At 67.3% G+C, this 17,454-nt stretch carries 21 protein-coding genes and 1 pseudogene; 6 read left to right on the top strand and 16 right to left on the bottom strand.

The window, feature by feature from the left end; all coding sequences use genetic code 11:
• Positions 1–50: 50 nt before the first annotated feature.
• From ACVWZ8_RS11015 to ACVWZ8_RS10985, 7 genes and pseudogenes are all read right to left on the bottom strand, one after another.
• Positions 51–551, bottom strand: coding sequence for a carbohydrate kinase family protein (locus tag ACVWZ8_RS11015; protein ID WP_456504654.1), 501 nt, complete (start codon positions 549–551; stop codon positions 51–53).
• A 91-nt stretch (positions 552–642) separates the two neighbouring features.
• Positions 643–894: pseudogene (locus ACVWZ8_RS11010) on the bottom strand (PfkB family carbohydrate kinase); the annotation flags it as partial.
• Positions 895–1,007: 113 nt separating this feature from the next.
• Positions 1,008–1,682 carry a bifunctional 4-hydroxy-2-oxoglutarate aldolase/2-dehydro-3-deoxy-phosphogluconate aldolase gene (locus tag ACVWZ8_RS11005; RefSeq protein WP_426979282.1) on the bottom strand — a complete coding sequence of 225 codons (675 nt, stop codon included), beginning with the start codon at positions 1,680–1,682 and terminating at the stop codon, positions 1,008–1,010.
• A 53-nt stretch (positions 1,683–1,735) separates the two neighbouring features.
• A complete protein-coding gene (gene dgoD, locus ACVWZ8_RS11000; protein ID WP_456504653.1) occupies positions 1,736–2,884 on the bottom strand; it encodes a galactonate dehydratase in 1,149 nt (382 codons plus the stop codon).
• Positions 2,885–2,893: 9 nt separating this feature from the next.
• Positions 2,894–3,778, bottom strand: a complete 885-nt coding sequence (locus ACVWZ8_RS10995) for a carbohydrate ABC transporter permease (RefSeq protein ID WP_426979284.1) — start codon at positions 3,776–3,778, stop codon at positions 2,894–2,896.
• Positions 3,775–4,728 (bottom strand): carbohydrate ABC transporter permease, encoded by a 954-nt coding sequence (locus tag ACVWZ8_RS10990; protein ID WP_456504652.1) that lies wholly within the window; start codon positions 4,726–4,728, stop codon positions 3,775–3,777. The genes ACVWZ8_RS10995 and ACVWZ8_RS10990 overlap by 4 nt, the downstream gene beginning before the upstream one ends.
• A gap of 125 nt (positions 4,729–4,853) precedes the next feature.
• On the bottom strand, positions 4,854–6,149 hold the full coding sequence (locus tag ACVWZ8_RS10985; RefSeq protein WP_426979286.1) for an ABC transporter substrate-binding protein: 1,296 nt from the start codon (positions 6,147–6,149) through the stop codon (positions 4,854–4,856).
• Positions 6,150–6,288: 139 nt separating this feature from the next.
• On the opposite strand from ACVWZ8_RS10985, the gene ACVWZ8_RS10980 reads away from it, so the two are divergent.
• Positions 6,289–7,083 carry a FadR/GntR family transcriptional regulator gene (locus ACVWZ8_RS10980; RefSeq protein ID WP_426979287.1) on the top strand — a complete coding sequence of 265 codons (795 nt, stop codon included), beginning with the start codon at positions 6,289–6,291 and terminating at the stop codon, positions 7,081–7,083.
• A gap of 26 nt (positions 7,084–7,109) precedes the next feature.
• On the opposite strand, the gene ACVWZ8_RS10975 is transcribed toward ACVWZ8_RS10980, so the two are convergent.
• From ACVWZ8_RS10975 to ACVWZ8_RS10945, 7 genes are all read right to left on the bottom strand, one after another.
• Positions 7,110–8,141 carry an aldo/keto reductase gene (locus ACVWZ8_RS10975; RefSeq protein WP_426979288.1) on the bottom strand — a complete coding sequence of 344 codons (1,032 nt, stop codon included), beginning with the start codon at positions 8,139–8,141 and terminating at the stop codon, positions 7,110–7,112.
• Positions 8,142–8,163: 22 nt separating this feature from the next.
• Positions 8,164–9,036 carry an NAD-dependent epimerase/dehydratase family protein gene (locus ACVWZ8_RS10970; RefSeq protein ID WP_456504651.1) on the bottom strand — a complete coding sequence of 291 codons (873 nt, stop codon included), beginning with the start codon at positions 9,034–9,036 and terminating at the stop codon, positions 8,164–8,166.
• A 74-nt stretch (positions 9,037–9,110) separates the two neighbouring features.
• Positions 9,111–10,457 (bottom strand): phosphoribosyltransferase family protein, encoded by a 1,347-nt coding sequence (locus ACVWZ8_RS10965; RefSeq protein ID WP_426979290.1) that lies wholly within the window; start codon positions 10,455–10,457, stop codon positions 9,111–9,113.
• A gap of 199 nt (positions 10,458–10,656) precedes the next feature.
• On the bottom strand, positions 10,657–11,328 hold the full coding sequence (locus ACVWZ8_RS10960) for an esterase/lipase family protein (protein ID WP_456504650.1): 672 nt from the start codon (positions 11,326–11,328) through the stop codon (positions 10,657–10,659).
• Positions 11,325–12,149: an alpha/beta fold hydrolase gene (locus ACVWZ8_RS10955; protein ID WP_426979292.1), complete on the bottom strand. Its 825-nt coding sequence runs from the start codon at positions 12,147–12,149 to the stop codon at positions 11,325–11,327. Before ACVWZ8_RS10955 ends, ACVWZ8_RS10960 begins: the two co-directional genes overlap by 4 nt.
• An 81-nt stretch (positions 12,150–12,230) precedes the next feature.
• On the bottom strand, positions 12,231–12,440 hold the full coding sequence (locus ACVWZ8_RS10950; RefSeq protein ID WP_426979293.1) for a hypothetical protein: 210 nt from the start codon (positions 12,438–12,440) through the stop codon (positions 12,231–12,233).
• Between the two features lie 117 nt (positions 12,441–12,557).
• A complete protein-coding gene (locus ACVWZ8_RS10945; RefSeq protein ID WP_456504649.1) occupies positions 12,558–12,842 on the bottom strand; it encodes a hypothetical protein in 285 nt (94 codons plus the stop codon).
• A gap of 35 nt (positions 12,843–12,877) precedes the next feature.
• On the opposite strand from ACVWZ8_RS10945, the gene ACVWZ8_RS10940 reads away from it, so the two are divergent.
• Positions 12,878–13,585: a MarR family winged helix-turn-helix transcriptional regulator gene (locus tag ACVWZ8_RS10940; protein WP_426979295.1), complete on the top strand. Its 708-nt coding sequence runs from the start codon at positions 12,878–12,880 to the stop codon at positions 13,583–13,585.
• A gap of 35 nt (positions 13,586–13,620) precedes the next feature.
• Here the strand turns inward: ACVWZ8_RS10940 and ACVWZ8_RS10935 are convergent, their stop codons facing one another.
• Both ACVWZ8_RS10935 and ACVWZ8_RS10930 read right to left on the bottom strand, forming a co-directional pair.
• Positions 13,621–14,052 carry a VOC family protein gene (locus tag ACVWZ8_RS10935; protein ID WP_426979296.1) on the bottom strand — a complete coding sequence of 144 codons (432 nt, stop codon included), beginning with the start codon at positions 14,050–14,052 and terminating at the stop codon, positions 13,621–13,623.
• A gap of 235 nt (positions 14,053–14,287) precedes the next feature.
• Complete coding sequence (locus ACVWZ8_RS10930) at positions 14,288–14,854, bottom strand: type 1 glutamine amidotransferase domain-containing protein (RefSeq protein ID WP_426979297.1); 567 nt, start codon at positions 14,852–14,854, stop codon at positions 14,288–14,290.
• Positions 14,855–15,057: 203 nt separating this feature from the next.
• Between ACVWZ8_RS10930 and ACVWZ8_RS10925 the strand changes: the two genes are divergently transcribed.
• From ACVWZ8_RS10925 to ACVWZ8_RS10910, 4 genes are all read left to right on the top strand, one after another.
• Positions 15,058–15,309: a DUF2630 family protein gene (locus ACVWZ8_RS10925; protein WP_426979298.1), complete on the top strand. Its 252-nt coding sequence runs from the start codon at positions 15,058–15,060 to the stop codon at positions 15,307–15,309.
• 44 nt (positions 15,310–15,353) lie between these two features.
• The gene (locus tag ACVWZ8_RS10920; protein ID WP_426979299.1) at positions 15,354–16,385 is read left to right on the top strand and encodes a CapA family protein; all 1,032 of its coding nucleotides are present in this window, start codon (positions 15,354–15,356) and stop codon (positions 16,383–16,385) included.
• Between the two features lie 191 nt (positions 16,386–16,576).
• A complete protein-coding gene (locus ACVWZ8_RS10915) occupies positions 16,577–16,894 on the top strand; it encodes a DUF6221 family protein (RefSeq protein ID WP_426979300.1) in 318 nt (105 codons plus the stop codon).
• Positions 16,895–17,033: 139 nt separating this feature from the next.
• Complete coding sequence (locus ACVWZ8_RS10910) at positions 17,034–17,258, top strand: hypothetical protein (protein WP_426979301.1); 225 nt, start codon at positions 17,034–17,036, stop codon at positions 17,256–17,258.
• Positions 17,259–17,454 lie beyond the last annotated feature (196 nt).

Raw genomic sequence — 17,454 nt, 5'->3', positions numbered from 1 at the left:
GTTGGTCTTAATTAGGGTGGATGGCGGATGGTTGGGTGCAGTGGTGGTCTCTAGCGCTGGGTGCTTCCACCCGGCGTCGTTCCGAGCAGGGCCAGCTCGTCCCTCCGGGGCAGGCCCTCCCAATCCCCGGCGGTGCTGACAGCGAAGGCTCCCGCAAGGGCGCCGCGCTGCAGGCGCCCGGCAACATCCGCGCCGTCGAGCAGTGCGGAAAGGTAGCCGGCGGTGAAGGCATCCCCGGCCCCCACGGTATCGATGCTGGTCACGGGTACGGCGGGCGCTTCCCAGCGCCCGTCGGCCGTGTGGACGCCGGCGCCAGCGGCGCCGCGCTTGACCACAACCTCGCTGACGCCGCGGTCCAGAAGTTCGGCAGCCATCGCCGTTTCGCCGGCGTCAGGGTCCCGGGAGCCGTCCGGCGCCGAGGCTACCAGCCCGAGTTCGTCGTCGGAGGCGACCAGGATGCTGGCGTGCCGCGCCAGCGGAGTGAGAACGGCGCGGGCCTCCTCCCGGGACCAGAGCTTGCTGCGGTAGTTGACGTCGAGCGAGACCACCATGCCTTCGCCGGCGGCGCGCTCGGCCGCGTATGCCGGTCAGGTGCAGGACCCGGGGACCCGCTGTGAGGGCACGGTCCACGTCCTCCCAGCCCAGCGTGGATCCGGCGGAACCTGCGCGGTAGTAGAAGGCGCGTGTGACATCGGCCGTGCGCTGTTCAAGGAACATCACCCCGGTGCTGCGGGTGGTGTCCTCGCGGTGTTGCACTTCGATGCCTTCGGAGCGGAGCTGGCGCAGGATGAACTGGCCGTGCGGGTCGGCACCCACCACGCCGGCCCAGCTGACCCGGTGGCCGAGCCGGGCGACGCCGACGGCCACATTCGATTCCGCCCCCGCCACGTGCATGGTTAGGCCGCCGCCGGCGGACAACGGACCGGCCGAGCGCAGCGAGACCATGGATTCGCCGAGGGTTAGAAGGTCAATGGCCTGCGGGACAGACGCTGGGTCAGCAGGGTTCGTCACCGCAGGCTCGCCCCGGCCATCCGGCGGTCGTAGTCCGCGGCCAGGGCCACGAAGCCTCGGGCCCGCTCCCGCATCGCGGCCAGCTCACCGCCCGAACCTGCGTCGCCGAACAGCGGCCCGCCGAGACCGACGGCGATGGCTCCGGCTTCCCAGTAGGCCGTCGCCTCGTCCAGCCCCACGCCGCCCACCGCGATGAAGGGGATGCCGGGAAAGGGATCCCGCAGCGCCCTGAGATAACCCGGGCCGCCGATGGAGGCCGGGAAGAGCTTGACCGCGGTGGCGCCCCGGTTCATGGCCTCGTAGGCCTCGCTCGGGGTCAGCGCCCCGGCCAGCACCGGAATGCCCAGGCGCGCCGATTCGTCGATGGACTGCGCCAGTGACGGAGTCACCATGAACTGCCCGCCGGCCTCGGCGACATGGTCCACGTCCTGGGCCGTCAGGACCGTTCCCGCGCCGACGAAACAGCCGGCGGGGGCCTGCGCGCGGACCTCGCGGATCGCCGCGAGGGCGCCCGGCGTCGTCAAAGCGATCTCGACAATGCGGAAGCCCTCCTCCATCGCGGCGAGGGCGGCGCGGGCGGCGGCGGGGCCATCCGTGCCGCGGACGATCGCCACGAGCCGGGTCTCCTGGATACCGGCCAGCAGGATGCCGGGGGTCACGGTGTTCTGCATGTTGGGCTGCTCCTTCATTGTGGTGTCCGTCTCAGTGCCCGCGATCCCGGCCGTCACCATTCCGCGAAGGCCCCGTCGGGGTGGCGCCAGACCGGACCGCGCCAGGCATGCCCGCGTTTGTCCGCGGCCCGGACCACGGCCTCGTCGATCTCGATGCCCAGACCCGGGCCGGTGAGCCGTTCGATGTGCCCGTCCACGAACTTCAGCGGGGACTTGTCCACCACGTAGTCCAGGACCTCGGCGCCCTGGTTGTAGTGGATGCCGATGCTCTGTTCCTGGATCAGGAAGTTGGGCGTCGCGAAGCCCACCTGCAGGCAGGCGGCCAGCGCCAGCGGACCCAGCGGGCAGTGCGGGGCGAGCTGAACCTCGTAAATTTCGGCCAGCGAGGCGATCTTGCGTACCTCGGTGATGCCGCCGGCGTGGGAGAGATCCGGCTGGGCGACGGCGATGCCGGCCTGCAGCGCGGGCAGGAATTCCTGCCGGCTGTAGAGCCGCTCGCCGGTGGAGACCGGCGTCGTCGTCGACGAGGTGAACTCGCGCAGCAGGTGCGTGTTCTCCGGAACCATGGGCTCTTCGAGGAAGAAGGGCCGGTACGGTTCCAGCAGCGGCGCCACGCGCCGGGCGTTGGCGAGGCTGAAGCGGCCGTGGAAGTCCACCGCAACGTCCCGGTGGTCCCCGAGGACCTCCCGGGCGGCAGCCACCCGGCGGACGACGCCGTCGAGCTCCGCCACGGAGGCGATGGGGCTCATCCGGCCGCTGGCGTTCATCTTGACGGCGGTGAGCCCGACCTCCAGCTGCGCGCTGATCTGGTCGGCCACCTCGTTGGGTTCGTCGCCGCCCACCCAGCCGTACATCCGGATCCGGTCCCGGACGTGGCCGCCCAGGAGCTGGTGCACGGGGGTGTTGAAGTGCTTGCCCGCGATGTCCCAGAGGGCCTGGTCCAGGCCGGAGACGGCGCTGGCGAGGATGGGGCCGCCGCGGTAGAAGGAGCCCTTGGTCATCACCTGCCAGTGGTCCTCGATCCGGAGCGCGTCGTTGCCGATCAGCAGCTCGGAGAGCTGGCCGACCGCGGTGCGCACCGTTTCGCTGCGGCCCTCGCAGCTCGCCTCGCCCCAGCCGACGATCCCGCTGTCCGTCTCGATGCGGACAAAGAGCCACCGCGGCGCGACGAGGAAGGTTTCGATCCTGCTGATGAGTGTCATTCGTGTGGCCTAGCCCTTGGTCGCGCCGGCGGTCATGCCGGAGACGATGTACTTCTGCGTGAAGAGCGCAATGATCATGATCGGGATGGTGACCACGGTGGCGGCCGCCATCAGTCCGCCCCAGTCGATGCTGGCGTAGGAGACGAAGTCGAAGATCGCGACCGGCAGGGTCTTGGTCTTGGAGCCGGAGAGCACCAGGGCGAACATGAAGTTGTTCCACGAGAAGATGAAGGACAGGATGCCGGCGGTGGCGATGCCGGCGACGGACAGCGGCAGAGTGATGCGGCGGAAGGCTCCGATCGGGGTGAGCCCGTCCACCTGGGCCGATTCCTCGAGCTCCAGCGGCATCGAATCGAAGTAGCTCATCATGATGTAGACGATCAGCGGCAGCGCGACGAACATGTGACTGAGGATCAGCACCTCGAAGCCGCCCACCATTCTCAGGTTGGAGAACACGTAGTACCAGGGCACCAGCAGGGAGACGCCCGGGATGACGCGGGCCATCAGGACCACGAGGGCCGAGCGGTGCATGGTGAAGCGGCTCATTGCGTAGGCCGCCGGGACGCCCAGAATCAGGGAAAGGACCGTCGAGACGAAGGCTACCCAGAAGCTGTTGAAGATGAAGATGAAGTAGTTGTTGCGCTGCAGCACGTTCGCGTAGTTCTCGGCCGTGGGCGTGAAGAGCAGCGCTTTGCCGGTGTCGTAGATGTCCACGTTGGTCTTGAAGGAGGCCAGCAGCATCCAGATCAGCGGGGCGATCAGGAACAGCACCACCGCCACCAGGGCGAGGACGCGGAACAGCTTGTAGGCGCGGGTGGCCAGCGGCTTACGGCGGCGCGAGGCCCGCTTGGTCCCGGCGGCGGAGCCGGTGTGTGTTTCGGTCAGGACGGTCATTTGCTTACCGCTTTCTTGCGCATGGTCAGCAGCCACATCGAGCCGATGATGATCATGAAGAACAGGATCAGCACCGCGGAGGACAGCCCGTACTGGTTGTAGTCGAAGCTCAGGCCGTAGGCGTAGACGTTGAGGGTCTCCACCTCGTGGAACGACCCGCCGCCCTTGCCCTTGGTGGCGTAGAGGATGTCGAAGGTCTTCAGGGCGTCGATGCCCCGGAGCAGAATGGCGACGATCACGGTCGGCATCATGAGGGGCAGCGTGATGAAGAAGAAGCGCTGGAAGGCGTTGGCGCCGTCCACCCGGGCCGCTTCGTCGGGTTCCTCGGAGAGGGAGGTCAGTCCGGCAAGCAGGATCAGCACCACCATCGGGGTCCACTGCCAGACGTCCATGAAGATCGTGGTGCCGAGGGCCGTGTCCTGGCCGGAGAGCCAGGGCTGGGCCGGGATGCCGATCATTCCGAGCAGCTGGTTGGCAAAGCCGATGTTGGGATCGAATATCAGCCGCCACATCATGCCGACGGCCACGGGGGTGGCGACCAGCGGCAGCAGGATGGCCACGCGGACCCACTTTTCGCCGCGGAAGGGGCGCCACAGCAGCAGCGCGATGCACATGCCGAGCACGACTTCGCAGACCAGCGCGACGCCGGTGAAGGACAGCGTGCGGCCGACGGCGGGCCAGAAGCGTTCCGCGTCGGAAAGGACCGTGGCGTAGTTCTGCAGGCCGACGAACTCTGAAGCGGCACGGACGGAGCCCTGCGAATCGGTGAGGCTCAGGTACAGGGTCCAGGCCAGCGGGAAGACGATCAGGACCGCGACGAAGATCATCGCGGGGGCCGCGAACAGCCACTTGCGGTGCCGGTTGGACCAGGCGGAGAAGTTCTCACGCGCTCCGGGAGGGCGGCCGGCGCTGCGGGCAGGCGCGTGGCCGGGAGGATTCAGTACAGACATGATTCACCTAAGGAGTTGGGGGTGAAGTGAAGAGCGGGCCGCGGCGGGACGGCAACAGGGCTGCCGTCCCGCCGGGCTGTTGAGTGGCGGGCTGTTGAGTGCTGGCGCGTAGCGCGCCAGGCGCGCTATTTCTTTTCGGTGTCCAGGAACGCCTGGAACGCCTCGTGGGCCGTGTCAGCAGCGGCGGACGCGTCAGCACCGGTGATGCTGGCAACGATCGGGCCGCCCACGATTTCGCGGGCCTTGCCTACGGTGACAACCTCGGGACGGTCATGCCCGACGCCGTTCTTGGCGCTGGCGGCAATGGCCTCGGCGAGGTCCTTCGGGTAAGTGGACGTTCCCTCGGCATCAGACCAGACGGAGGCGCGGGGTCCGGGGACACCGGCCTTCTGTGCTGCCAGGGTGCGTTCCTTGCTCGTGGCCCACTGGATGAACTTCCAGGCGTTGTCCTGGTTGCCCGAAGCCTGGTTCACGGCCAGGCCCCACGACGGGATGTTGTACGGCTTGGAACCTGCCGGGCCGGCGGGCAGGGCGGCGAAACCAACCGTGTCAGCGACCTTGGACTTGGCCGGGTCGGTGGCGTTCTTGTAGAGCGAGTCGGCCTCGGTGTAGAAGGCGGCCTTGCCCTGGGTGAAGATGGCCATCGCCTCGGGCCAGCTCATGTCGGTGCTGACGTTGGCGGGGCCGTAGTTGCGGATCAGGCCGCCGTAGAACGCGTAGGCCTTCTTGGCGGCGTCGGAGTTGACGGCGGACTTGCCGCTGGAGTCGGTGAAGTCGCCGCCGAAGCTGTACAGGAAGCTGGAGAACTGGGTGACCGCGGCGGACTTGCCGGTGCGGGCCACGAAGCCTGCGGTTTCCGGTGAGGAAGCCTTGATGGCCTTGGCGGCCGCTTCGAGCTCTTCCATGGTCTTGGGAACCTCAAGGCCGGCGGCCTGCAGCAGGTCCTTGCGGTAGTAGAGCACTTCGCGTTCGGTGATGATCGGGACGCCCACGACCTTGCCGTCAACGGTGGTGGCCTTGACCGGGCCCTCCTGGTAGTCCTTCCAGTCCCACGTCGAGTCCGAGGACACCTTGGACGTCAGGTCCGCGAGGTAGCCGTTCTTGGCGAATGCCTTGCCCTCCTGCAGCGGGCGGTACATCATCACGTCGATCTCGTCGCTGCCGGCGTTGAGCTTGACGTTGTACTGATCGGAGAGCTGGTCTTCGCCGAGCTGGGTCAGCTCGACCTTGAGGCCGCTGGACTTCTCGAATTCCGGGATGGCTGCCTTGATGCCTTCGGTCCAGACGTGGTTGGCCAGCGTGACCCGGACGGTGCCTGCTGCCTTGGCGTCGTTGCTGCCACTGCCGCCACTGCAGGCGGTGAGCCCCAGTGACAAGGCCGCGGCGACGGCCGCGTACTTGACGATTGAACGTCGCTTCATTACGACTCCCTTGGTTTTCAGGGCCGGCGGTCAACGCCCAGCCATCTGCAGATGCATCTTTACATCTGCTCTGAAAGCGATCATAGAGAAATAAAGCAGACTTAAACAAGACCCTTGCGCTCACCCGTATGATTTATTTATGAAAACCCCAAAGGCGGAGTCCTCAGCTGACCTGCATTCCGTGCTGGTCCAGAACCTGGGGCTCGCGATTGCCGAGGGGACCCTGGCGCCGCATTCGATCCTGCGCCTGGACGAGCTAGAGACGCAGCACAGAGTGTCCCGCTCGGTGGTCCGGGAAGCCACCCGTGTGCTGTCTTCCAAGGGCATGCTGGAATCACGACGGCGGCTGGGCACTGTGGTGCAGCCGGAAGACTCCTGGAACGCCTACGATCCGCAGGTGATCCGCTGGCGCCTCGCCTCTTCCAAACGGCTGGAACAACTGCAGGCGCTCAACGAACTCCGCGGCGCGATCGAACCGCAGGCTGCCCGGCTCGCGGCCGAGCGCGCCTCCTTGGACGCCGGCAGCGACCTCGTCTCCCAGGCCGCGCGGCTGTGGGCCGCGGGCCAGCGCGGGGACCACGACGAATTCCTCCGGCTGGACATCGAGTTCCACGCGGCGGTGCTCAAAGCCTCCGGGAACCCCATGTTTTCACAGCTGCACAACCTGGTGGCTGAAGTGCTGACCGGGCGCACCGAGCACGGCCTGATGCCGCACCTGCCGCACCACGAGGCCCTCCAGCTGCATGTGGATGTGGCCAGCGCCATCCAGCGTGGCGAGGCGAACGCGGCCCACGCCGCGATGAGCCGGATCGTGGAGCAGTCCACCGAGGAAATGGGCGATATCTGGTCCAGCTACCACCAGCAGGCAGAACGGCGGAACCGCCCGGAGCCACAACGCGGGGTCACTCCGCGCCCATCCACGGCAGTTGGATAGGCGCTAAGTGACCCCTCGTTGCTCTTTCAGCGGCCGCCGTCGAGCTTCCGGCTGCGCTGCTCCTGGGCCATCGGCCCGTAGGGATAGACCCCGACGCGCGGCCGGCTGATCTCGTTCAGCCGCAGCATCTCCCCTTCCGTGAGCCGGAGCTCCGCTGCCGCAAGGTTGTCGGCGAGCTGGGCAGTGGTGCGGGCACCGAGGATCACGGCGGTCACGGCAGGCTGGTCCACCAGCCACGCCAGTGCCACCCGTGAGGCGCTCGCGCCGTGCCGACCGGCGATCTCCTCGACTTCCTCGATGACTTCCCAGGTGCGCGGATCGGCGTTACGGGCCTTCCACGCCTCCATGCCGCGGTCCGGGTTTTCGCCCAGCCGCGTGGCCCCGGCGGGCGGCTGGTCGCGCTTGTACTTGCCGGAGAGCCAGCCTCCGCCCAGCGGCGACCAGGGCAGCAGGCCGATCCCGGCGTCGAGCGAGGCGGGCACGATCTCGGATTCAATCTCGCGGACCAGCAGGCTGTACTGCGGCTGCAGCGTCACGGGGGCGCTCCAGCCGTGCGCCTTCGCCACGTGGACCGCCTTGGTCAGCTGCCAGCCGAGGAAGTTCGAAAACCCGTAGTAGGCGATCTTCCCGCTGCTGACGGCGTCGTGCAGGAACCGGAGGGTCTCCTCCAGCGGCGTGATCGGGTCCCAGGCGTGCAGCTGGTACAGGTCGATCTGCTCGACGCCCAGCCGGCGCAGCGAGTCATCCAGGGCGCGGGCCAGGTGCCGGCGGGAGGTGCCGACGTCGTTGGGGAGCTTGCCCATCGGGAGGCGGCCGTTGGTGGCCAGCACCACCCGGTCCCGGGCGTCCGTCCGCGTGGCCAGCCAGCGTCCGATAATCTCCTCGGACGTGCCGGCGCTGTAGACATCGGCAGTGTCGATGAAGTTGCCGCCCGCCGCGAGGTAGTCATCAAGGATGGCCTGGGAGTGCTCCTCGCTTGCTTCGGCGCCGAAGGTCATGGTGCCCAGCGCGTAGCTGGAGACGACAGCGCCGCTGTGTCCCAAAGTGCGGTATTGCATGGAACTCCTCAGGTTGTGGGGGTCAGTCTTCCGTGGGGGTGGTGCGGTTCGGGTGGTAGGTCCGCCAGCTGTGTTCCGGGGCATAGCCCAGCAGCCGTTTCGCCTTGTCGATCGAGAGCATGGTCTCGTGCTCGCCCAAATCCTTAACCACCGTCACGTTGGGGAACACCTCCGCGGCGAGGCTGGCACTCGAGCGGCCCATCACGGTGTCCGCGTTGGCGATGATGAACGCCTCGAAGCCCGGCTTGGCATGCTCCAGGGCGCGGGCCACGGCCTGGGCGCCGTCGCGGCCGTCAATGTAGCCCCAGAGATTCCACTTGCGCAGATTCGCGTCGGCGTCGAAGGAAGGAAATTCCTCATAGTCTTCCGGGTCCATGACGTTGGAGAACCGCAGGCCTGTGATGCTCAGTTCCGGGTCCCAGCGGGTGAGCTGGATGGCCATCTGCTCCTCAAGATGCTTGACCAGCGAGTACGTGCTTTCCGGCCGCGCCGGGTATTCCTCGTCCACGGGGATGTAGGGAGGGTCGACGTCGAACGGCAGTCCCAGTACCGTCTCGCTGGAGGCGTACACAATCTTTTTGATCCCGGCCCGGCGGGCCCCCTGGAACACGTTGTAGGTGGCCTGCATGTTGTTCTCGAAGGTGGCGGCGTCCGGGGCAAGCCCGGGGGCAGCGATCGCGGCGAGATGCACGACGGCGTCGAAGCCGGCATGGCGGTCCTCCAGACCCAGGAACACGTCCACCACCTGGCCGTAGTTACGCAGGTCCACCTCGGTGAAGCCCTGTCCCCGCACACCGGTGCGGTCCAGGTTGGTGACCTCATGCCCGTCCTCGCTCAGCCGACGGACAACGCTCCGTCCCAGCTTTCCGCTTCCTCCGGTAACAGCAACTCTCATCAGTACTCCTCTGGGTGGCACCGGGAAGATCACAACGTCCTCCCGGCGGTCCTGGCCGGGCTCGTTCTGCTGGTCTAGATGGTGTCGGCAGAGGTCAAGAGGTACCGGACAAACCAGTCCCTCGCGAGAATGGCGGCGGCCGCCAGCGTGCCCGGCTCTTCGAAGAGATGGGTGGCGCCCTGGACGACAGCCAGCTGGTTGGGGCAGCGCATCATCGCCTTCGCCTTCCGGTTGAGCCCCAGCACGTCGTAGTCGAAGCTGCCCACGATCAGGAGGGTCGGCGCCCTCACTGCTGAAAGCCGCGGACCGGCCAGGTCCGGCCGCCCGCCGCGGGACACGACGGCTCCGATTCTCGCGGCAGGTTCGGAGGCCGCCCACAGCGCAGCCCCGGCGCCGGTGCTCGCACCGAAGTAGCCGACGGTGCAGGACGCGGCGTCTTCCCTCATGGCGAGCCAGTCCGTGGCCGACGACAGCCGGCGGGCCAGCAGTTCGATGTCGAAGACGTTGGCGCGGTGGCGTTCCTCCCCGGGGGTCAGCAGGTCCAGCAGCAAGGTGCCGAGACCTGCCTGCTGGAGCACACCCGCCACGAGCCGGTTCCGCGGGCTGTGCCGGCTGCTGCCGCTTCCATGCGCGAACAGCACCACTCCCGTCGCCGGAACGGGCAGGTGCAGCTGGCCCTGGAGCCGCACACCGCGGGACGGGATCTCCACTTCCTCGTCGAAATCCACGGCATGCCGGGCACCGGCGTTCGCCGGGTTGCGGGACGCCGGATCTGAGTCCTGCAGGCGCTTGGCGGCGGCGTCGAGCAGCTGCACCACCTCGTCGTCTTCGGTCGGTGAGAAGTCGCGGTAGTGGTAGCCGACAGCGGAGAACAGCCGGGGTGTGGCCAGGCAGACCACTTCGTCCGGCTCGGTCAGGCTCACGAGGGTGTCGTCCGGGGCGACCGGCACGGCGAGGATGACTCGGGCGGCGCCGAGCTTCCGGGCAACCCGGCAGGCGACGCGGGCGGTGGAGCCGGTGGCGATGCCGTCGTCGACTATCACCGCGATCCGGCCGGTGAGGTCCTGGCGGGTCCTGCCCTTCCGGAACCGGGCCACCCGGTTCTCCAACACGGCCCGTTCGTGCGCCTCGACGGCCTGCAGCTCCTGCTCTGACACCCGGGAATGCGCGAGTACGTGTTCTTCAAGCACCCGGGCGCCGCCCTCCCCGATTGCTCCCATGGCAAGCTCGGGCTGGTAGGGAAGTCCGAGTTTCCGCACCACGATAACGTCCAGGGGCGCGTCCAGGGCCGCTGCAACCTCGAAGGCGACGGGAACCCCGCCGCGGGGCAGGCCCAGGACAACGAGGTCCTGTCCGCGCAATTCCGCCAGCCGCCTTCCGAGCTGCCGACCGGCGTCGACCCTGTCTTCGAAAATGCTCATCTGTCTGGCTTTCCAGTCGAGGCGTCGGCCGTGGCCTCGGCCCGGCGTGCGCTCCGCGGGCAGGGCATTGACCAGGTGGCCGCTCCCTTCCACTATGGGTCAGGAGCCACCGGGACGTGAGGGCCTTTGTGCCCGGATTCGGCCCCGCGGTCGCCCCGGGCCGAAATCCGCCGGGCCCGGACCGGACGCATTTCGAGAGCTAGGTTGCCGTCGCCGCCAGGATGGTGCGGATCGTGTCCTCATTGGCCAGTATCCGGAAATGCCCGCCGGTCCCCAGCTGGACGTTCCGGGCACCCGGCAGCACGCTGCCTTCGGGGATGTGCGGATCGAAAAGCCCGTAGACGGAGGTGATGCGTTCGTTGACGAGCTCCTCCCGCGAGAGCTGGACCGTGACCGCGTTCTGCGGCGAGAAGGCGCGCAGGCTGGGCAGGAGCATGAAAGCCGCATACCGGGAACCGGAAAATGGCGAGCATATTGCCACCATGCCGCTGATCCGCGCTTCCGGGTCCAGGGACATCATCGCGTACTTCCCGATCAGCCCGCCCTTGCTGTGCGCAACGATCATCACCTCCTCGAGGCCCTGCCCGCGGATGTAGGCGGCAATCAGCTCGGCAGCTTTGGGCACGGCGAGCCGGTTCCGCTGCAGCACGGTCACCACGTGCACCGGGTGCCCGGCCTCGTGCAGCCGCCTGACCAGCGGCAGCATGAAGCGCCAGTCCTCGTAGATTCCCGGAATCACGACGACGGGACGGCCGGCACCGCTGAGGAACTCATCCGCGCGGGTCCGGGTAACGGCGCTGCGCAGCTGCCGGCCGAGGGCGTAAAGATAGTCCTGCGCCCACCAGCGTGCCGGCCGCAGTGCGCCGCTCATGCCGTGAATTCCTGGGGGGCCTGGCTGGCCGCGCCGGGAAGTCCGGCAAAGGACATGATGGCCTCGGCCACCTCGGTGGCGCGGTTGTGCTGTACGACGTGACCGGTCCCCCGGATTTCCAGCAGCGTGCCGTTGGGGGCCCGGTCCGCCAGCCGGCGGCACCAGTCCGCGGAGGCCACCGGATCACTGGCGCCGCGCAGCACGAGAACCGGAGCCGCGACCCCGGCGGCCCTCTGTTCCGTCGGGTAGTCCATCATGACGCGCAAGGTCTTGAGGTACCAGCTCGGCCCGCAACGCAGGTAGTCCGTGAAGACGAGGGCGTTCGAGGAGGGGCTTTCAAAGAACAGGCTGTCGCGGCCCAGCGCCAGGGCCTGCTGCAACACTGTGCGGCGTTTGGAGTCCACGACCGGCCCCATCAGCACCACGTAGGGAATCCGTTCCGGCTGCTGGAGTGCGGCCTCGACGGCGAACTGGGTTCCCATCGAGTGCCCGACGATCATGAACTCCAGCACACCGAGCTGCTCCATGGCGCCCAAGATGTACGAGGCGTGGACCGCGACCGTGAGGACCTGCTCCGGTCTGGGCGTGGCGCCGAATCCCGGCAGGTCGATCGAGTAGGTGTCGACGGACCCGGCGAGCACCCCGTGGAGGCGTCGCAGATAGCGGTGCGAGACGCCGATCCCATGGACGAGCAAGACGGCGGGCGCTGGCGGCGCCGCGTCCGGACCGGCGTAGGCGGTGTTGACTGGCGGCCGGCGGGAAGCGAACACGTGGCCGAGATGGCCTGCGGCCTCGACCTCGAAGCGGACGGGCCTGTTCATGGTGGGACTCGTTTCTGTTCTGTGCGCCTCAACGCAGGGCCGCTGATCATCGTCCAGCCCGCATACTGACCGAAGCTCCGGCTAGTCGTCCCGCTTGTCCCGCTCGCTGAACTCCTCGTCGAGGTCATAGTGCCTGAATTCGGTCTCCGGATTCGGTTCACCCTCGGCAACGTATTCGTAGTCCAGTTGGCGCTGGACCTGGCTGTCGAGCACCTGCAGATCCTTGTCCCTCACCTTGCTCAGATCATCGGGGAATGCGTCTTCCGGTGTGAGGTGCAGTTTCTCGGTCATTGCAGGCCTCTCTGGACCAGGAAGGATGGACGCGGTCATGCGGTGCCCTGGCCTTCTTCAGGATAACCGCAGCTCCAGCACGAGGGGAATACATCACCGGGGCGGTCGGGGCAGCGTTCAGGCTGCGATGCCCTCTTCCTCTTCGCGGACCCTCGCCAGTTCATCGGCGAGGCGCGTGCGGCGCAGGCTCCACTGGTGCGTCAGCGTGACCAGGACGGCGCCGGCAGCGGCCCACAGCCCCAGCTTGAGCCCCTCGGTCCAGAAGTCCTGCCCCGGGAAATAGCTCAGGGTCTGGGCCGCATGGAGCCAGGCCGAGCCGTTCCAGAAGGAGTTCAGCCCGGCGAAGAACGGCGGCAGCATGTCGGCGGTGAAGATGCCGCCCGAGCTCGTGAAGTTAAGCATGACGAACAGCAGGGTCAGCGCCGGCGTCGCCGGCAATGACGGCCGCGCTGGCCATGGAGCACTCACTCCTGACCTTCATCGGGACCACGCCGGGCTGCCGGGCCACCGACATTGCCGCCGACTTCCAGTTGAACCGCTCCACCATCTCGCGCCAGCTCACCTCCCTGATGGAGCTCGGTCTGGTGGAGTACGCACCCCAGGAGAACGACGCCGGCCGGGGCCGGATTCTCCTGCTCACCGAACGCGGGCGGCAGCTGCGCGCGCGCTCCGTCGAGGCGCAGCGCAGCGTCGTGACGGCCCGGCTCAAGGACTGGAGTGCGGAGGAGGTCGCGGCCTTCGCCGCCGTCCTGGGCCGGTTCAACGCCGGTCGGAGGAGTAGACCGCCGGGTCGAACGCAGTCCCCTTGCTGTACCGGGAATGCCGGCGCCTGTAACTTTGGGACGGACAGCCGCGCTCAAACAATGGCAGTTCGGACGCAACGGACGCAACGGGAGGAATCGATGAGCACCGGATCCAAGGAACCAGAGGACATCGTCAAAGACGGCGTCGAGGGAGAGGCCCAGGCCGGCGGAGGCCCGGCAGGCCGTGGGGAGGGTTCCGCCGCCCCGAAGGGGTCCGGCGCCACCGAGCAGCAGGCCGCCGTCGAGGACCGGGGCGCCAAGAAGGCGACCGGCCCGGCGGAAGAGCAGGATGAGCAGACCGCCGATGACCGCGGCCTCACCACGGATTCAAGTCCGGACTGAGCCCGCGGCCGCGGCGGCTACGGCAACGGCGGGCGCTATGTGGCAGCCGGGGTCTGACCCGGCTCGGGCCCGACGTTGACCAGCCAGTCGACGCCGAACTTGTCCTTGCACATGCCGAAGATGTCACCCCAAGGCGCCTTCTCCAACGGCATGGACACGGTGCCGCCGTCGGACAGCTTGTCAAAGTAGCCCCGCAGCTCGGCCTCCTCGGAGCCACTCAGGGACACCGAGAAGTTGCTGCCGGGGGTGAAGTCCATGCTGTTGGGCGTATCGGCGCCCATCAGCACCATGCCCTTGGGCGTGGTCAGCATGGCGTGCATGATCTTGTCCTGCTCGGCCGGGTCTTCGCTGGCGTGGTACTCGCCAAAGGTGCTCATGGCCAGGTCACCACCGAACACGGTCTGGTAGAAGGTCATGGCATCTTTCGCGTTATCGCGGAAACCAAGGTAGGGGTTGAGCGTGGTCATGTCCGGACTCCTTGCAGCTTCGGGACGCCCGCCGCGATACCGCAGGGCCGCGACGGGACGGGTGCAGTTACAGGGCATATCCTGCCCCACTTCGGACGGACTGGGTAGGGGTTCCCTGCGCCAGTGCCCGCGGCCCGGAACTGGTGCCGTCAGGGGGCCGACGGGCGGGGACCGACGCCGGCACGTGCCGGCGTCGGTCCCTGTCCTGAGCGTGCGGCCGGAAGTGTGTGGCGGTTTAGGCCGTCTGGCCGGCGTGCTCGCCCTCTGCGATCTCTTCCAGCAGTTTGTCGTTGAAGGCGGGCAGGTCGTGCGGGTTCCGGCTGGTCACGAGGCCCTGGTCCACCACCACTTCCTCGTCACTCCAGTTGGCCCCGGCGTTCCTCAGGTCCGTCTTGAGCGTGTGGTAGGAGGTGACGCTCCGTCCGCTGATGACGCCGGCGTCGATCAGCAGCCAGGGTCCGTGGCAAATCGAGGCAACCGGCTTGTGCTGTTCGAAAAAGGCGCGGGTGAACGCCTGGGCATCCTTGTTGGCGCGGAGGTGGTCGGCGTTGACGACGCCGCCGGGGATCACCAGGGCATGGAAGTCGGCGGCGTTGGCCTCGGCAACGGTGAGGTCGACGTCGAACTTCTCGCCCTTGTCAGTGCCGTGGTAGCCCTGCAGCTTGCCGCTCTTGGGCGCCACCAGGGTGGGTTCTCCGCCGGCTTCCTTCACGGCATTCCACGGGCTGGTCAGCTCCACCTGCTCCACGCCGTCCGTCAGCAGAAACGCGACCTTCTTGCCTGCAATGTTGTGCTCTGACATTTGTCCTCCTCAGGCCGGACGAGGGTCCAGAAGGCCGTTTCGCCGTTCATGTGACCCCGCGCCAACTGTGATGGCTTACACCCCAACCCTAGGGAGCACCAAAATAATAAGCAAGCTGATGATGAAACAAGGCTGGTGCTCTGGCCACCACACCTCCGCCTTACTACGCTGGCGGAAGAACGCTACGCAGAAAGAAGGCCGTCATGGACGAACAGCACATCCTGCAACGTATCTCAGCCTTGGTAGAGGAAGAGCAGGCGCTTCGCGAAAAGGCACCCTCCTCCTCCCCTGACTACGAGCACGGCCCCGATCACGCACGGCTCACGAGCCTTCAGGAGGATCTAGACCAGTGCTGGGACCTCCTCCGGCAGCGGCGGGCGAAACGTCAGTATGGCGAGAACCCCGACGAGGCGGAACCCCGCCCCGTCGATCAGGTGGAAAACTACGAATCCTGACCGTCCGCGCCCGCGTTCTTGGAGCCTGAACGGGCAAGTGGGTCATGTTGATCGCGTTGTTGGGCGACGTCATGCTGGGCCGGCTGGTGAATGACCGGCTGAAGAAGGCGCCGCCGGCCTATCCCTGGGGAGACACGCTCCCGGTGCTGGCCCGCGCTGACCTCCGGGTCGCCAACCTCGAATGCGTGCTCGCCGCCGGCGGCGAGCCGGAGGCCGGGAAGGTTTTCCATTTCCGCTCCGATCCCAAAAATGTGGCGAGCCTGCGGTCAGCCGGAATCGATCTGGTCTCCCTGGCCAACAACCATGTGCTGGACTTCGGGGCCGACGCGTTCCGGGAGATGCCGCCTGCACTCGATGCGGCCGGCATCCTGCATGCCGGCGCCGGGATGGACCGGGACGCGGCCCGCCGGCCGGCGGTGCGGCGGGCCACCGGCACCGCCGTCGGACTCATTGCCTTCACCGACAACCAGCCCGGCTGGGAGGCGGACCACGAACCAGGGGTGTACTACGTCCCGGTGGTGGACGGGGACCGCCGGGTCGGGGAGCTGCTGGATCTTGTCCGGCGGACCAAGGCCCGGACCGGGTTGCTGATTGTGTCCGCGCATTGGGGGCCGAACTGGGGTTCGGAGGTGCCGTCCGAACACCGGGACCTGGCGCACGCCCTGATAGAGGCCGGGGCCGACGTCGTCTACGGGCACTCGCCGCACATCTTCCGCGGCGTCGAGCTCTTCCGGAACCGTCCCATCATCTACAGCGCCGGGGACTTCGTGGACGACTATGCCGTGGACCCGGTGGAACGCAACGATCAGTCGTTCATCTTCCTGCTGGACACCGACGCTGCCGTGCCCCGCTCGCTGCGGCTGCACCCGACGCTCATCAGCGATTTCCAGGTCCGGCTGGCGCGTCGGGACGCCCGGGAAATCGCCCAGCGGATGCAGCGGCTGAGCAAGCACCTCGGCACACACAGCAGTTGGCGGGACGATCAGGCCTACCTGGAAATTCCGGTCGCTGCGGGCAACGGAAGCAGCCCCGGACGCGGAATCAGCACTTCTCCGTCACGAAGGGCTGGAAGGTGAGCATGCTCCGCGCCCCGAGTTCGAAGGCCGGCCGGGAAAAATCGGGCCAGCGCGGGTCCAAGCTGAGGTCAGGAACGCTCACGACCCGTTCCTCATAGGACGCGTCGAGGCACGGACCTTGCCCGGTCTCGCTCTGGAGCGTATCCACCCGCAGATATCCGCGGAACAGAGGAGACGCGTAATCTCATTTTGTGGACGTTGTCGAATTCCTGTCCCAGCGCATCGCAGAAGACGAGGCTGCGGCGCGGAATCTGCTTAATGACAGGTCCGTCTCCGAGTCGGGCAAATGGTACGAACGCCGCGTCCTGCTCGAATGCGAAGCCAAGAAACGGCTGATCGGCATTGTGGAATCCGCCCGCCAGGCCGCCCTGGCGGCGATGGTCCGCCACCCCGAGGGCGACACGCCGTGGATCCCGGAAGCCATCGAATGGACCACACTTTCCCTCAACGCCCTGGCGCTGCCCTACGTTGATCATCCGGATTTCGAGCAGCGCTGGCTGGGAACGTGAAGTGGGGCCGCATGGCGTGACGTGCGCGGGATCTAACGGCTGCGTAATCCGTACGCCCATGTGACACTTGAGCATCGGACTCAACCGAGACTGTCTAACCTCATGCAAAGCAGCAGCCACTCCAAGGAGTCACGCAGACATGAATAGTCAAGAAAAAAACGCATTCGACAGCCCCCGCACACATCGGCAGGGTGAAACCCGGCCCGACCTGAGCAGTCTCCATGTCCGCGAGGACATCGCCCTGGCTGGCCGCTGCGCCAACGTCCACCTCCCCACCGGCCGCACCTGCACGGAGCCGGAGCGTCACCGGGGCTCCTGCCGGTTCGTCGGGCCTGAAGACGCGGAGCACGCCGCCGCCCAGTAGCCGCGCCCTCGATCTGCGCCCCTCTTTTGCCGGTCCCAAAGCTGTCCAAGGTTTTTCAAAGGGCCTACCATCGTAGGGAGGGGGGCACTCGATAGCGAAGACGCTTAATGGGAGGCCACGATGCACAGCCGAGTCCGCAGTCATTTTGCCCGAACGCAAGCATCATCGGCTGCGGTGTGGCCGCGCCGGCGCTGGA

It is taken from the genome of Arthrobacter sp. UYCu723 (assembly GCF_054059215.1).
This window is presented reverse-complemented; position numbering and strand designations above follow the sequence as displayed.

Coding starts and splice junctions, on each gene's coding strand:
- ACVWZ8_RS11015 (WP_456504654.1), bottom strand. CDS start 551: ATGGTGGTCTCGCTCGACGTCAACTACCGCAGCAAGCTCTGGTCCCGG.
- ACVWZ8_RS11005 (WP_426979282.1), bottom strand. CDS start 1,682: ATGCAGAACACCGTGACCCCCGGCATCCTGCTGGCCGGTATCCAGGAG.
- dgoD (WP_456504653.1), bottom strand. CDS start 2,884: ATGACACTCATCAGCAGGATCGAAACCTTCCTCGTCGCGCCGCGGTGG.
- ACVWZ8_RS10995 (WP_426979284.1), bottom strand. CDS start 3,778: ATGACCGTCCTGACCGAAACACACACCGGCTCCGCCGCCGGGACCAAG.
- ACVWZ8_RS10990 (WP_456504652.1), bottom strand. CDS start 4,728: ATGTCTGTACTGAATCCTCCCGGCCACGCGCCTGCCCGCAGCGCCGGC.
- ACVWZ8_RS10985 (WP_426979286.1), bottom strand. CDS start 6,149: ATGAAGCGACGTTCAATCGTCAAGTACGCGGCCGTCGCCGCGGCCTTG.
- ACVWZ8_RS10980 (WP_426979287.1), top strand. CDS start 6,289: ATGAAAACCCCAAAGGCGGAGTCCTCAGCTGACCTGCATTCCGTGCTG.
- ACVWZ8_RS10975 (WP_426979288.1), bottom strand. CDS start 8,141: ATGCAATACCGCACTTTGGGACACAGCGGCGCTGTCGTCTCCAGCTAC.
- ACVWZ8_RS10970 (WP_456504651.1), bottom strand. CDS start 9,036: ATGAGAGTTGCTGTTACCGGAGGAAGCGGAAAGCTGGGACGGAGCGTT.
- ACVWZ8_RS10965 (WP_426979290.1), bottom strand. CDS start 10,457: ATGAGCATTTTCGAAGACAGGGTCGACGCCGGTCGGCAGCTCGGAAGG.
- ACVWZ8_RS10960 (WP_456504650.1), bottom strand. CDS start 11,328: ATGAGCGGCGCACTGCGGCCGGCACGCTGGTGGGCGCAGGACTATCTT.
- ACVWZ8_RS10955 (WP_426979292.1), bottom strand. CDS start 12,149: ATGAACAGGCCCGTCCGCTTCGAGGTCGAGGCCGCAGGCCATCTCGGC.
- ACVWZ8_RS10950 (WP_426979293.1), bottom strand. CDS start 12,440: ATGACCGAGAAACTGCACCTCACACCGGAAGACGCATTCCCCGATGAT.
- ACVWZ8_RS10945 (WP_456504649.1), bottom strand. CDS start 12,842: ATGCTTAACTTCACGAGCTCGGGCGGCATCTTCACCGCCGACATGCTG.
- ACVWZ8_RS10940 (WP_426979295.1), top strand. CDS start 12,878: ATGACGGCCGCGCTGGCCATGGAGCACTCACTCCTGACCTTCATCGGG.
- ACVWZ8_RS10935 (WP_426979296.1), bottom strand. CDS start 14,052: ATGACCACGCTCAACCCCTACCTTGGTTTCCGCGATAACGCGAAAGAT.
- ACVWZ8_RS10930 (WP_426979297.1), bottom strand. CDS start 14,854: ATGTCAGAGCACAACATTGCAGGCAAGAAGGTCGCGTTTCTGCTGACG.
- ACVWZ8_RS10925 (WP_426979298.1), top strand. CDS start 15,058: ATGGACGAACAGCACATCCTGCAACGTATCTCAGCCTTGGTAGAGGAA.
- ACVWZ8_RS10920 (WP_426979299.1), top strand. CDS start 15,354: ATGTTGATCGCGTTGTTGGGCGACGTCATGCTGGGCCGGCTGGTGAAT.
- ACVWZ8_RS10910 (WP_426979301.1), top strand. CDS start 17,034: ATGAATAGTCAAGAAAAAAACGCATTCGACAGCCCCCGCACACATCGG.